This window comes from Gallibacterium genomosp. 1 (genome assembly GCF_000771875.1).
GTDB lineage: Bacteria > Pseudomonadota > Gammaproteobacteria > Enterobacterales > Pasteurellaceae > Gallibacterium.
In genome coordinates, this window is the sequence record NZ_JPXX01000008.1 from 40,471 (window position 1) to 54,461 (window position 13,991).

General features: G+C 38.8%; 15 protein-coding genes. 8 read left to right on the plus strand and 7 right to left on the minus strand.

The annotated features are described in order from the left end of the window. Position 1: 1 nt before the first annotated feature. Complete coding sequence (gene cmk / locus JP36_RS02890; RefSeq protein WP_039171765.1) at positions 2-682, minus strand: (d)CMP kinase; 681 nt, start codon at positions 680-682, stop codon at positions 2-4. Positions 683-780: 98 nt separating this feature from the next. Further along, the gene (locus JP36_RS02895) at positions 781-2,109 is read right to left on the minus strand and encodes a cation:proton antiporter (protein ID WP_039171767.1); all 1,329 of its coding nucleotides are present in this window, start codon (positions 2,107-2,109) and stop codon (positions 781-783) included. 105 nt (positions 2,110-2,214) lie between these two features. On the opposite strand from JP36_RS02895, the gene JP36_RS02900 reads away from it, so the two are divergent. Then, positions 2,215-3,090, plus strand: a complete 876-nt coding sequence (locus JP36_RS02900) for an endonuclease/exonuclease/phosphatase family protein (RefSeq protein ID WP_039171770.1) — start codon at positions 2,215-2,217, stop codon at positions 3,088-3,090. On the opposite strand, the gene JP36_RS02905 is transcribed toward JP36_RS02900, so the two are convergent. Genes JP36_RS02905 through JP36_RS02915 form a run of 3 tightly spaced genes read right to left on the minus strand, consistent with a single transcriptional unit; the run spans position 3,087 to position 5,257 of the window. Next, positions 3,087-3,770, minus strand: a complete 684-nt coding sequence (locus JP36_RS02905; protein ID WP_039171773.1) for a M15 family metallopeptidase — start codon at positions 3,768-3,770, stop codon at positions 3,087-3,089. The genes JP36_RS02900 and JP36_RS02905 overlap by 4 nt on opposite strands. A 3-nt stretch (positions 3,771-3,773) precedes the next feature. After that, entirely contained in the window at positions 3,774-4,907 is a 1,134-nt protein-coding gene (dapE, locus tag JP36_RS02910) for a succinyl-diaminopimelate desuccinylase (RefSeq protein WP_039171775.1), read from the minus strand. Further along, positions 4,904-5,257: an ArsC family reductase gene (locus JP36_RS02915; protein WP_039134606.1), complete on the minus strand. Its 354-nt coding sequence runs from the start codon at positions 5,255-5,257 to the stop codon at positions 4,904-4,906. The genes dapE and JP36_RS02915 overlap by 4 nt, the downstream gene beginning before the upstream one ends. Positions 5,258-5,363: 106 nt before the next feature. Between JP36_RS02915 and JP36_RS02920 the strand changes: the two genes are divergently transcribed. Beyond that, a complete protein-coding gene (locus JP36_RS02920; protein ID WP_039171778.1) occupies positions 5,364-5,762 on the plus strand; it encodes an NUDIX hydrolase in 399 nt (132 codons plus the stop codon). 82 nt (positions 5,763-5,844) lie between these two features. Here JP36_RS02920 and ribA read toward each other — a convergent pair whose 3' ends face one another. Continuing rightward, positions 5,845-6,468: a GTP cyclohydrolase II gene (ribA, locus tag JP36_RS02925; RefSeq protein ID WP_039171781.1), complete on the minus strand. Its 624-nt coding sequence runs from the start codon at positions 6,466-6,468 to the stop codon at positions 5,845-5,847. A gap of 209 nt (positions 6,469-6,677) precedes the next feature. Between ribA and nagK the strand changes: the two genes are divergently transcribed. From nagK to yfaE, 5 genes are read left to right on the plus strand one after another with little or no spacing between them, the layout of a single operon-like run. Further along, complete coding sequence (gene nagK / locus JP36_RS02930; protein ID WP_039171783.1) at positions 6,678-7,589, plus strand: N-acetylglucosamine kinase; 912 nt, start codon at positions 6,678-6,680, stop codon at positions 7,587-7,589. Positions 7,590-7,619: 30 nt separating this feature from the next. After that, positions 7,620-8,264 carry a hypothetical protein gene (locus JP36_RS02935; protein ID WP_039171785.1) on the plus strand — a complete coding sequence of 215 codons (645 nt, stop codon included), beginning with the start codon at positions 7,620-7,622 and terminating at the stop codon, positions 8,262-8,264. A gap of 13 nt (positions 8,265-8,277) precedes the next feature. Further along, positions 8,278-9,690, plus strand: a complete 1,413-nt coding sequence (locus tag JP36_RS02940; protein ID WP_039134594.1) for a nicotinate phosphoribosyltransferase — start codon at positions 8,278-8,280, stop codon at positions 9,688-9,690. A 14-nt stretch (positions 9,691-9,704) separates the two neighbouring features. Further along, the gene (locus tag JP36_RS02945) at positions 9,705-10,436 is read left to right on the plus strand and encodes a hypothetical protein (RefSeq protein ID WP_039142821.1); all 732 of its coding nucleotides are present in this window, start codon (positions 9,705-9,707) and stop codon (positions 10,434-10,436) included. Further along, complete coding sequence (yfaE, locus tag JP36_RS02950) at positions 10,433-10,690, plus strand: class I ribonucleotide reductase maintenance protein YfaE (protein WP_039134589.1); 258 nt, start codon at positions 10,433-10,435, stop codon at positions 10,688-10,690. Before JP36_RS02945 ends, yfaE begins: the two co-directional genes overlap by 4 nt. A gap of 125 nt (positions 10,691-10,815) precedes the next feature. Here yfaE and JP36_RS02955 read toward each other — a convergent pair whose 3' ends face one another. After that, complete coding sequence (locus tag JP36_RS02955) at positions 10,816-12,723, minus strand: YadA-like family protein (RefSeq protein WP_039171787.1); 1,908 nt, start codon at positions 12,721-12,723, stop codon at positions 10,816-10,818. A gap of 481 nt (positions 12,724-13,204) precedes the next feature. On the opposite strand from JP36_RS02955, the gene JP36_RS02960 reads away from it, so the two are divergent. Further along, positions 13,205-13,975, plus strand: coding sequence for a DeoR/GlpR family DNA-binding transcription regulator (locus tag JP36_RS02960; RefSeq protein ID WP_039171789.1), 771 nt, complete (start codon positions 13,205-13,207; stop codon positions 13,973-13,975). The last annotated feature ends 16 nt before the right edge of the window (positions 13,976-13,991 follow it).

Here is a 13,991-nt window from a genome sequence, read left to right on the forward strand (position 1 = left end):
TCTATCCCAAATAAGGGCAACGCTGATGAATATGTTGCAATGCCAACGTGAAAACGTCATTAATAGAAAGGGAAGATGAATCTAACAGAATTGCATCATCGGCAGGTTTTAATGGAGCAACCGCACGATTTCTATCTCGGTAATCGCGTTCCTGAATTTCGGATAAAATCTGGGCAAAATTACCATTAATTCCCTTTTCCTGCAACTGTTTTAAACGTCTTTTTGCACGTTCTTGTGCTGAAGCATCCAAAAAAAACTTAATTTGAGCTTCTGGGAAAACAACTGTACCCATATCACGACCATCTGCCACTAATCCGGGCGCTTGAGCAAAATCTCTCTGTTTTTGCAATAAAGCAGCACGTACTAATGGATATATCGCTGTTCTGGAAGCATAATCTGCAACCTGTTGTGTACGAATAATATCGCTTACGTCTTCTTGATTTAGAAAAGTTTTTACGCCATTTTTGTCGCTTGAAAAGGAGATATTGATCGTTTTGGCAAAAGCGCTTAAAGCCTTTTCATTAGAAAAATCAATATTATGTTTTGCTGCAGCTAAACCGAAAACACGATAAATAGCACCGGAGTCCAATAAATGAAAACCGAAATGTTGAGTCAATGCTTGGCATAAAGTACCTTTGCCAACGCCGCTCGTGCCGTCAACAGTAATAATTGTAGTTGTCATAATTGTCTTCTGTTTCTTGATAAAAATATGCCGCACATAACGTGCGGCGAAATTGTGGTTAATTATACTCGTAATTCTTACTACAGCAAAGTTGAAACTTACTCTTGTGCGGAAGAGTGGTGTTCAAAATGTGAACTTGGAGTGAGATATTCCTCACGGTTCGGATCAACCAATTTTGATTTTTTAATCATTTTTTCAATGGTTACGCCTTGCACCAAAATTGAGAATACAACAATGGCATAAGTCATAATCAAGATAATATCTTTTACATCTGTGCCATTAACAAATACCGCTTTTGCCGGAATGGAAAGTGCCATAGCCAATGCCAAACCGCCACGTAGTCCACCCCACGTCATAATTTTTAAAGTGTAAGGGTTATAGGTGCGGAAAAAACGCAATATTGAGTATGGTATCCATAAGCTGATATAGCGTGCTGCTAAACAGACTGGAATTGCTAACAACATCATCAAAAAGCCTTGGAAGGTAAAATCGATCAATAATAGTGCAAAACCGATTAGAAAGAATAGTAGAGAGTTCAGGAAGTGGTCGATCATTTCCCAAAAATGATCAAGATAGCGTTGGCTTTGCTCAGAGAAACCGCGATGACGAGTCCAATTTCCTACCATAATACCAGAAACCACCATCGCTAATGCACCGGAAACTTCTAATAGATTTGCCAACATAAAACCAGCAGTTGGAATAGTTAAAGTTAATAAGATTTCTAAGCTACCATCATCAGTGGCTGAAATTAAGAGGTGAGCGACCAAGCCAAGCACAAAACCAAAGATAATTCCACCGATTGCCTCGTGTAGGAACAGATGTAAAATTTCACTGGCGGACATCTGTTCACCGCTGAAGGCAACGGTAAAAATAGTAACAAAAATTACCAAGCCGACACCGTCATTAAATAGAGATTCACCTTCAACTTGCATTGATAAACGTTTCGGCGCACGTAAATTTTTAATGATTGCCAATACGGCGATTGGGTCAGTAGGTGAAATTAAAGCACCGAAAAGCAAACAGTAAATAAAGCCAATTGGTAAGCTGATAAGATTAGCGACTAAATAAATTAGTGTGCCAATAATGAATGTGGAAGCTAGTGTTGAAAATAACGCAAAGATTGTGATTTCCCATTTTTGATCACGCAACACGGGAATTTTAATACCTAATGCGCCGGCAAACAGTAAGAAGCCTAAAATCCCATTAAGTAGAAAACTTTTAAAGTCGATTTCTTGCATTACTTCTGTTGCAATACTGTCAATTTGAAACCAACCAAGATAACCTAAAGTCAAAAGTAGCAATGAACCAATCATCGCAGCGGCGGTAATTGCGATAGTAGATTGAATTTTATCGCTGATTTTACTGGTGATAAAACCGAGTAAAATAGAAATTGCAGATAAAAAACAAATATATGTGTAAATGCCCATATAATAAGCCTTGTTGAAAAGTCATTAACGCGCGCTATTAAATCAATTAGTGAGTAATATGTAAAGTGTGCAATCGAGGTATATTGAAAAAAGTGAGCAATATTTATGAAAAAAATAATTAAATTAATCAGTGTTTTTTTGCTGATGTTGATATTAGCAGTTATCTTGTTTTTATATCAATCTCTAACCCTTTATCAGCCACCTTTGACCCAGTTTATTTCAATGAATGAAAAGCAAAGTTTTGAACCTTTTGTCGAAATAGACAGCAAATTAAGTTGTTATCGCCCAATGTTGGATGCTGAAACAATTTCAACTACGCAACCATTAAAATTATTGGTTTGGAATGTGCATAAAGGAGAAGATAAAGGATGGCAGTCGTTATTGCTAAATTATGAAGAAAAAACGGATTTTATGTTATTACAAGAAGCAACTTCTTTGCAGAAATTACCACAATTATTACAACGTATGCCAAATCAATTGTTTGCCAGTGGCTTTTCTTATCGAGATATGCAATCTGGCGTAGCGACACTTTCGTTGTTTTCACCACAATATTATTGTAGTGCTGCAGTTGATGAACCTTGGTTAGGTGTTCCTAAAACTAGCGTATCTTCAGTATATCCGTTGGATAACGGTAAATTTTTATTGATAATCAATGTTCATATGATCAATTTTGAGTGGACACCGACAGCGTATCGCCAGCAATTAGAACAAATTATGCAACAGCTACAACAACGGGTTGATGCCGTGATTATAGCTGGCGACTTTAATGCTTGGAATCAGGAAAGAGTAGAGATATTACAACAGAAAATGGCGCAATTTGGTCTGCACGAAATCCCATTTTTTCCAGATAATCGCTTACGTTTCAATGATTTTCCATTGGATCATATTTTTGTCAAAGGATTGAAGGCTATTTCTGCGACAACGAAAAAAACAAAAGCGTCCGATCACAATCCAATGTGGGTCGAACTAGCTTTTGATTAAAGAATAAATTGATCGAAAATTTCTTTAAGATGTTTAGTAAGGATCTTTTTACCGGCGATAGTTTCATTTTTCCACGCTTCTAACAAAACCTCGGGGGTAAGTAACGGCTGTAACTTTTCTGCGATTGGGCGATAGCTGATATGCCAAGGCTCAATGCCAATTTTTTTATCTTCCGGTAGTTCAAGAAAAGGAAGATAAAAATCGAAATCAGCTAGATGTTGTTGTAGAAATTCAACTAGCGGAGCAAAGTAACCGTTCTGTTGATATTCTTGAGGTGCTAATTGTAGAGATTGTCCTTTAGGAAGTAGATCCGGATCAAAAATATCAATTTCCGTACCCCAGTGATGGCGACTGGCACCGGGTAATGCCGACCAGCGCAGAATAGCTAAACATTTTTGCCATTCACTAAGCAGAGAAAGATTAATGTTTTCTCCCTGATCATTGTGTACTTTCCTGATACCGTTGAATTTGTTGTCCCAAATCCATTTTTGGCGTGTGAAATCACGGAAAGTACTTGCTGGTTGTAAATTAAAACCTGCTTTTTTCGCAGCCTGTTGCAAACTTTGGAAGGCTTTCACAGCCTGTGGTTGTAAGAAATGAGCAGTGGAATGGGGAAGCGGTAATAATGCCAAGTGTTGGCGAGATTTTCCTGTTAAGCAATCAAATACAAGCGGCAACATAATTTACTCTCCTAATAATGTATTTAATATTTCTAAATGAGTAACCGCCAATTTTGCTAAATCTTCACAGCTTACACATTCATCAATACGGTGTATGGATTTATTTAAAGGCCCGAGTTCCACCACTTCCGCTCCCATTAAAGCGATAAAGCGACCATCGGATGTACCGCCACTGGTTTCCAATGTTGGCGTAATTGCCGCTACTTTTTGTAATGCGCGTACAACCGCATCGACCAATTTGCCTTTAGCGGTTAAAAATGGTTGTCCTGATAGCCACCATTCAATCCGATAATTCAGTTGATGGCGTGCCAGTAATTCTGTAACACGTTGTTTAATCTTTTCATCGCTGGTCTCGGTATTAAAACGTAAGTTAAATTGAATATAAAGTTCACCAGGAATAACATTATTTGAACCTGTGCCAGCTTGAATATTGGCAATTTGTAGGCTTGTCGGAGGAAAGAATTCATTGCCGTTATCCCACTGGATATTAACCAAATCGTGAATAAATCCGGCAGCTTTATGAATCGGATTGTCCGCAAGATGAGGATACGCAACGTGGCCTTGTACACCTTGAATATAGAGATTTGCAGTAATAGAGCCACGGCGACCGTTTTTTACAATATCTCCTAGTTTTTCGGTACTGGAGGGTTCGCCGACTAAACAATAATCTACCTGTTCACCACGAGCCATTAATGCTTCCACTACCCTGACAGTGCCATCTTTAGCGGCTGCTTCTTCATCGGAGGTAATCAAGAACGCAATTCGTCCTTTATGCTGTGGATGTTGTGATACAAACTGTTCTGCTGCTACTACCATTGATGCCAACGAACCTTTCATATCTGCTGCACCACGACCATAAAGTAAATCACCGACAATTTCGGCTGAAAAGGGCGAATGTTGCCATTGTGTTTCATCGCCAGGTGGTACAACATCAGTATGTCCAGCGAAAACAATAGTTGGAGTAGAATTACCGTGGGTAGCCCATAAATTTAAAGTGTCACCGAACGGCATCCATTCAATGTTAAAACCTAATTTACTCAAACGATCAGCTATCACTTGTTGACAACCCTCATCTTTTGGACTGATAGAGGGGCGATGAATTAAATCTTGTGCGAGGGCAATGACTTCTTGTTTCATTCCGCTACTCCAAAAGCCTGCGCATATTGTTTAGCATTAAAGCCGATAAGCTGCACATTATCGCCTAATACGATTGGTCGTTTGATAAGCGTTGGCTGTTCAAGCAATAAAGAAAGTGCATTATCCTGATTAAGTTGATCTTTAACTGTCTGCTCCAAATTACGCCAAGTGGTGCTGCGTTTATTGATTAACGCTTCCCAACCGAACAATGCTTCAATCTGTTGTAAAAAGGCGGCATCAATGCCTTGCTGACGATAATCGTGCAATTTTGCTTCAAGTTGATGTTGTGCCAACCAGACAAGGGTTTTCTTGACGGTATCACAATTTTTTATTCCATAAACAGTCAACATAATTTTCCTATTAAATAAAAAGGTTACGATTTTTAGAAAACTCACTATACTAGCAAACGGTAGGGATGCAAGAAAAGACGCAAATAAAATTAGAGGAGTAGCAAATATGCAACATATCGATAAATTGGCGTGGATTTTAATTAAAGATCGTCAACTATTAATGACACGCTCATACGGAAAAGAGCAATATTATTTGCCTGGAGGTAAACGTGAAGTTGGGGAAAATGATCAGCAGGCATTAATTCGTGAAATTAAGGAAGAGCTAAATGTCGATTTAATTCCGAATAGTTTACAGCCAGTGGAAACATTTCAAGCACAAGCACACGGTAAAGCTGAAGGGGTAATGGTGATTATGCGTTGTTATCAGGCGCAATATCAAGGTGAATTAATCGCAAGTGCAGAAATCGAAGAAATTCGCTGGATTACCAGTAAAGATCGAGCTATTTGTTCACAAGCTGGCTGTTTGGTACTGGATTATTTGTTGGAAAAAGGATTAATTGACTAAAAGAAATGAATTAATGTTAATTTAATTTTGAATTAAAGGTCGCACGATAGCGACCTTTAATTATTTGAGAAAGGTGAAAAAATTAATGTTCTTTATCACACTGACAGTCGTGAGAATGCACGATCATATGTCCCATTTTTTGCTCTTTAACGGTTAAATAGTCCGTATTGTAACGATTTTCACCGACATTTAACGGCACACGTTCCACCACATTAATACCGGCACGTTTCATTGTTTCGATTTTTTGCGGATTATTGGTTAATAAGCGAATCTCTTTTACGCCTAATAATTCAAAAATTTCCGCACAAACGCTGAAATCACGCTCATCTTCTTTAAATCCTAATGCAAGATTGGCTTCAATAGTATCCATTCCTTGATCTTGCAAAGCATAAGCTCGAATCTTGTTAATCAAACCGATACCTCGCCCTTCAGCACGATGATAAATTAATATGCCTTTACCTTCTTTACTAATTTGTTTCAGCGCCGCTTGTAATTGAAAACCGCAATCACATTTCAAACTATGCAATGCATCGCCGGTTAGACATTCTGAATGAATTCTGGCAAGAGTAGGTTCTCCGTTGGCAATGTCGCCCATTACTAATGCGACATGTTCTTTGTGTGTTTGTGGATGTTCAAAACCTATAATTTGAAAAATACCAAATTCAGTAGGTAGGTTTGCTTTTGCGACAAGCTCAATTTTTGCCATATGTTCCTCGCTATTCTAATGTTTTTTGCTTTCTTACATAGAGTATTTATTTGTATAACTCAAAAAATAAAAGGAAATCATTATATACATTATCAACCATTTTTGTTGCGGTTTTTAATTATTGTTGTAGTTGTTTTTATGAATGTAGCAGGTTTATTACAAAATAGGCTATAATTCCAGTAATTTTTTCAACTTACGTAGGTATAAATATGTTATATGGGATCGATATTGGTGGTACAAAAATAGAATTGGCAGCATTTAATCAACAGTTAGAGAGGTTGTATAGTGAGCGAATTGATACACCACAAACTAGCTATGAAGATTGGTTAAATTCGATTGTACGGTTAGTAGAAAAAGCCGATCAAAAATTTGGTAGTAAAGGTACTGTTGGTATAGGTGTGCCGGGCTTCGTTCGCCGTGATACCGGTATAGCCGAAATTACCAATATCCGCGTTGCTGATAATCAACCGATTGTACGTGATTTGGAGCAATGTTTACAACGTGAAGTCCGTATAGAAAATGATGCAAATTGTTTTGCTCTTTCCGAAGCGTGGGATGAGGAGAGTAAACAGTATTCAACCGTATTGGGGTTGATCATCGGTACTGGCTTTGGTGGTGGTCTGGTTTTTAATGGTAAAGTGCATTCCGGTAAAGTGGGAATGGCAGGCGAAGTTGGTCATATCCAATTAAATTATCACGCTTTAAAACTGCTTGGTTGGGATAATGCCCCGATTTACCGTTGCGGTTGCGGTAATGTCGCCTGTTTGGATACCTATTTATCTGGGCGCGGATTTGAACTGTTACATAATGATTTATTACACGAAAAATTGTCAGCAAAAGAGATTATCCGGCGTTTTTATCAAAATGATGTAAAAACAGTAGAATTTGTCGAGAAATTCATTGAATTAATGGCGATCAGCATTGGTAATTTGATTACAGTGCTTGATCCGGATGCCATTTTCTTAGGTGGCGGCTTATCCAACTTTGATTATATCTATGAAGCTTTGCCAAAACGTCTGCCGGAACATTTAATGCGTAGTGCAGTTGTGCCAGCAATCCGAAAAGCAAAATACGGTGATTCCGGTGGTGTGCGTGGTGCAGCGGCATTATTTTTAAGTTGAGGTTAATTATTAAACTGTGGAGAAATCATAATGATGAAAGCAAAAAATATATCACTATTATTAAGCGTGGCATTTGCATTTGTATTGTCGGCGTGTAGTCAGTTGACTCCCGGCAAGGCGAAATCTGTTCCGGTAGTGGAAAAGAGGGTAGAAAATGCAGAATTAAAAGCAATCAGTGATAGTATAAAAACATTGCCAAGTTTTATTTATCAAACCGATAATCAAACTTATACAGCTTATTTTAGTGGTAAAAACATTGTTTATATTGATGTGAGCGGTAATAAGGTAGAGAAAATTTACTTGAAAAATGGTCAAGTTATTGCTGTTGCCAATAATACAAAATTGTATGATTTTAATGTTGCCACTTCAGATGCGGACGTATTACAAGTGAAAAGAAATGCAGAATCTTGGGTGAAAAAATTGAGCTATAACTCAGCAGATAGAAATATTGGCGCAGTTCGCACCGGAGAAGAGGCAAAGCTCAATTATCTCTGTATTGCTAAAGTACAACAAGTTGCCGGCACTAAGCGTGTATTGCGTACTTCCGGTAACAGTGCTGGCAGCACCAGTCGTTTAACTGCGAAAATGCGCCTGAACGGCAATCAGTTCTATCAAATGGATTGTATTTTATCAGGAGATAGAGTGGCAAAATTAAGCTTGATCGCAAATAAATAGAGGCTGAATCGTAATGGATAAAAATATTATTTTGATGAGTGATTCATACAAATACTCTCATTCACGCCAATATCCACCACAAATGACTTATATGCATCACTACATTGAAAGTCGTGGCGGACGTTACGGTTATACCCAATTTTTTGGTTTACAGTATTATCTGAAAAAATATCTTTGCCAGCCGATTACACAAGCAATGATTGATGAAGCGGAACAAATTATGCGTTTGCACGGTTTGCCGTTTGATCGTGAAAATTGGCAATATATTTTGCAACAACATCAAGGCTATTTGCCATTAAAAATTAGAGCAGTACCGGAAGGTAGTTTGGTGAATAACCACAATGTTTTAGTGACGGTTGAAAATACTGATCCCTGTTGTGCTTGGTTAGTGAGTTTTTTTGAAACTTTGCTGTTAAAAATTTGGTATCCGTGTACGGTTGCTACTTTATCTAACTCTTATCACCGCATTTGTCGTAAATTCTTACAGGAAACTGCTGATAGCTTGGATGCATTGCCGTTTATGTTGCACGATTTTGGTTATCGTGGAGTATCGAGTGAAGAGAGTGCGCAGCTTGGTGGTGCAGCACATCTATTGAATTTTAAAGGTACGGATAATGTTGGGGCATTAATGATGTTGCGTCAGTATTATCATGCAGAAATGGCAGGATTCAGTGTACCAGCGGCGGAACACAGCACCATCACTTCGTGGTCAAAAGAGCGAGAAGCGCAAGCATATGAACATTTATTGGATACTTATCAAAATTCTGTAATTTCTATTGTGGTTGACAGTTACGATTATTACAAAACGATTGAAGACGTTTTCTGTGGCAAATTAGCAGAAAAAGTGAAACAGCGTAAATTTCCACTCGTGCTTAGACCTGACAGTGGTGATGCGATTAGTAATGTGCTTTTTGCTTGTGAACGTTTGGGAAACACTTTTGGCGTTACTGTTAATAGCAAAGGTTATAAGGTATTGAATAATGTCAAAGTTTTACAGGGTGACGGCATTAATGAAAATACTACGTGGGATTTGTTGAAAGCATTAAAAGATAACCAATATTCAGTGGAAAATGTGATTTTGGGTTGTGGCGGCTCTTTGTTGCAGGGTAATTTAACCACCAGTATCAATCGTGATACACACCGTTTTGCGATGAAATGTAGTTGCGTAATTACCGAAGGTAAATTAGTGGATGTATATAAAGCACCGATAACTGATAAGGGCAAGGTAAGTAAAAAAGGTCGTTTAGATTTGATTTGGAATGGTGAAAAATATCAAACGATCAACATTGATCATCTACCGTTAAATCAATATGCTGAAAATTCAATGATGCAAACCGTTTTTGAAAACGGAAAATTATTAGTAGATTGGTGTTTGGACGATATTCAGTATAATGCACAGAAAAATCAACCTAAAATCGAACAGTAGTAATTTGGTGAAGTATGTATTTTTCTGATTATGTGGAAAAGTTGGTAGCGGAAAACCCAGAAGAACGGGTTTTCCCTTTTCAATTTGAGGGCAAAAAATATTGGGTAAAACAGGTAGAACGCACCAGCGGTGCAATGCGATTGTTGAAGCCTAATCCACAAGCAGCGTTGCAACGAGAGATTAAAACATTACAGTATCTTAACCACAAACAGGCAGCAGTTGCCAAACTAGTGTTAGTCAGTGAGCGTTATTTTGTGATCGAAGATGTGGGGCAGTCAGTCAAACGTTATATATACGATCGAAATATCTCACCTGAATTTAAACAACGTTTATTGCACGATGCCGCGTTGGCGTTGGCAAATTTACATCAAAAAAAACTCTATCACGGCAGACCGGCGATTCGTGATATGGGCTGGTTGGAAGACGGTGTACGTTTTATTGATTTTGAATCAAAAGTGTTCAGCCATAATTTAAATAAACAACAGGCGCGTGATTTGCTGTTTTATATTCATAGCCTTTATGTCAGTGAAGAGATTTCCGATCAGGAAATTGAGCAAAGCATTGCGGTTTATCGCCAAAACGGCGGTGAGCAGCAGTGGCAATATACTTGTTGTTTGGTGCAGAAATACCGTTGGCTTTATTATTTGTTATTGCCGTTTACACCAATCGCAAGAACAGACTTAATCGCCTTAATGAAACTGTTTAAATTTTTCTTGTATTATCAAAAGGATAAAAATAGACAATGAAAGTTTATCAGGTGCATTTAAAACAAAGACAACAGACATTGTTGCACGATAATCAAATCTCTTTATTGGAAAATTTGGAACAGCATCAGATTGCGCACGAATATCAATGCCGTTCCGGTTATTGCGGCGCTTGTCGGGCAAAGATATTACAAGGTTCGGTGCGTTATCGCCAATTGCCATTGGCTTTTTTGCAACCGGATGAAATTCTGCTCTGTTGTTGTCAGTTGGAACAGGATATTGTGTTGGATTTATAGCGGATTGTCGCTTTCAGCAAAAATTCCTCTTTATTTCGTGTAAAAATTTATCGCATAAAAAGTGCATAAAAATGGGGCGTTTGATCTACACCCCATTGTTTTAAATTATTGCAATATCGGCTGAATTAGAATTCGTAACCCACACCGGCACCGACACCATATTTACCGTTGGAGTCACTGGTTCCGGAAAGTTTCAAAATCACGTTGCCTTTTTCGTTTGTATGAGATACCCCGATTGCCACCGCAGATTCACCGCCGTAGCTGCCACCCGCAATCGCAATCATTGATTTACCGCTGTGCATTGCGTGCGGTAAATTACCGACTGCAATCGCTGCTGCTGTACCGGCATCGGAATGTTTTTCCATTTTTTTCTTCACACGGTTAAGTTGGCTAACATTAACCGCATCGGTTGGTTGTACACCATCAGCCACATTGCTAATACGATTGCCGCCGTTATCTAAGCCACGAGAAGTTAAAGAGACTGGAGCTTGGTTGTTGCTGTTTACGGTTACTCCACTGGCATTGACAGTGGTATGTTGGCTGCCGTTGTTGACGTTAACACTTTCAGCGCTGACTTTAGTAGATTGTTTGCCGTTATTAATAGTCACACTTTCGGAGTCCATTTTGGTGGATTTGCCGTTCTTACCTTTGCTTAAAGTTACACTTTCGGTGGTAATATCTTTGGCTAATCTTAACTTCAAACCGTCCTTCTCTGTTTCCACACCGATATTGGCATTGTGAGATAAACCGGTTGCACCGCCATTAATGTTTAAAGTATCACCGCTTTTCACTTGAGCAGCTTCACCGATATCACCTTTCACTTTAAAATCAGTGCCGCCACCGTTATTGGTTGCAGAGATAACATAGGTGTTATCTGCTCCCTCTTTTTTCTTGATAGAAACATTATCACCGGCTTCATATTGAATGGTAGAGGTTCCATTACCTGTATTCGTATTGGCAGCTGCCACGGTTATCGTACCATAGTCGGGTTTTGTCGGATCATCCTGTTTTGTAATCGTTACACCATCACCGGCCTTAATGCCGTTAAAGAGTACACCTCGCAACTGACGCAGATTCACCGCATCCGTTTCATCGGTCCCATCGGCAAGATGTTTAATCTGACGAACGTAATTGCCTTCTCGTACCACCTCTAGCCTCAAATTTATAAGTTTGTCTACATAGCGAGGACCGCCGATAGAAATAGCACCGGTTAGATATTCTCCATTTGCGTTACCATCGCTACCTAAGTTACCGCTCTGTCTAAGGGTAATACCGGAGAACAGTGCCGGTTTACTCAAGGTCCCTGTAGTTTCATCCATATCGTCTTTTGTAACAGCGGAATAGGCACCTAAGGCAACGCTGTTATCAGATAAAGCCTTTGACCATCTCCCGATAGCAACTGGCGCAGATACATTATCTCTTGTTAATGCATACTGCCATCCTAATGCAGTTAAAATACTATCATGGGATGCAGCACTATCTCTTGCTAAGTCATCCAAACTGTTAATTCCGTAGGTATAAAATAACCCGACATATTTATCGAAAATATTTTGTCGTACTTTATTCAGACCTTCTTCCGTACCATCATACGCGCCGAAAAGATCCGGGTACTGCGTCTGCAACTGTTGATAGTAAGGCTGTTGATCATAATCTATCTCATTAAAAAAGAAATCCCATGCCCTGTCCGTTCCTGCCACCGCCTGGCTACCAATAGCAATTGCGTCATCTCCTGTAGACACTGTTTTTAGCCCAATCCCGATACTTGTTCCATTTACAAAATTATCCCAACCGATAGCAACGGCATTAGAAAAGACAGGATTTCTAAAATTTCCCGCTGTATTACGTGCCCCAATCGCAACACCATTGCGTCCCATAACTTTATTTGCTTCACCAACAGCAGTGCCAAAATATCCTACGGCTCTATTATTATTCCCGATAACAACAGAATTTTTGGTCTTCGCATAACGATAATTATCGTTACCACCCACTACTAAATTATCGTCTCCATTAGCGCCTCCGGGAATAAGAGCCATAGCGTTTACATTACTGTCATACCTGAATTTGCTGAATGTATCAATGAACCACGTTTGTTCTTCATCTGTCAGAGCCTCTCCGGCAGCTATTTTTTTTATGACCGCTGCCTGATCTACAGCCGCATTTGCTGTTAACGGTAAAAGACTAATACCCCCCCCCCCAAGAGAATTCCAGTTAAAGCAATAAATTGCGAACGTTTACGATAATAAGCGGCAACTTGATTTAATTTCATTTTGAACTCCTTATTTCCAATGAATTTAATAAATAGACACTTCATTTGACATCATAAAACTACACCGCTTTCTTGTTAAATTTTTAATTAAAGATCTGTTAACCAAATCACAAATTTTCCTTAAATTTACATTTGGCTTATTGCAAAAAGTGAAGGAAATTTTTTGCTAAAAAGAAATAGCATTTGTCATCATTTTTTTATTTTGCTATATTTCGCTTCGAAATTTATAGGGAGCAGTTCAAAATATAATGGCTAAAAGAAATACTAAACAACGTCGTCACGCTATTCTAAAACGTCTAGAAGAACAAGGTGAAGTAACGGTTGAACAGCTTGTTAATCAATTTGAAACATCAGAAGTTACGATTCGTAAGGATTTATCTGCATTGGAACAAAACGGGTTATTACTGCGTCGTTACGGCGGTGCAGTATTAATGCCTGCCGAAGTGTTGGCAGAAGAGGAAATTGAAGCGCTTTCTCCACAGAAAGTCGCTATTGCTAAAATTGCTGCTGCACAAATTCGTGATCATAATCGTATTATTATTGATACGGGTAGTACTACTTCCGCATTAATCAGCCAGCTTAATAAAAAACAGGGATTGGTGGTGATGACCAATTCGTTAAGTGTAGCCGCTGAATTGAGGCAGTTGGAAAATGAACCCACTTTATTAATGACCGGTGGTACTTGGGATGCATCTTCTGATTCGTTTCAAGGCAAAGTGGCGGAGCAGGTGCTTCGTTCCTATGATTTCGACCAATTATTTATCGGGGCAGATGGCATTGATTTGCAGCGTGGTACGACAACCTTTAATGAATTGGTCGGTTTGAGCCGTGTAATGGCAGAGGTTTCACGTGAAGTGATTGTGATGGTGGAATCGCAAAAAATCGGACGCAAAATGCCAAATCTTGAACTGACTTGGCAACAGATTAACTGTTTAATCACCGATGATCATATTGATCCGGCGGTTAAACAACAGATTGAAAATATCGGTGTAGATGTGCTTATTGCCTCTACAAATTAATTGATTTAAAAAGGAA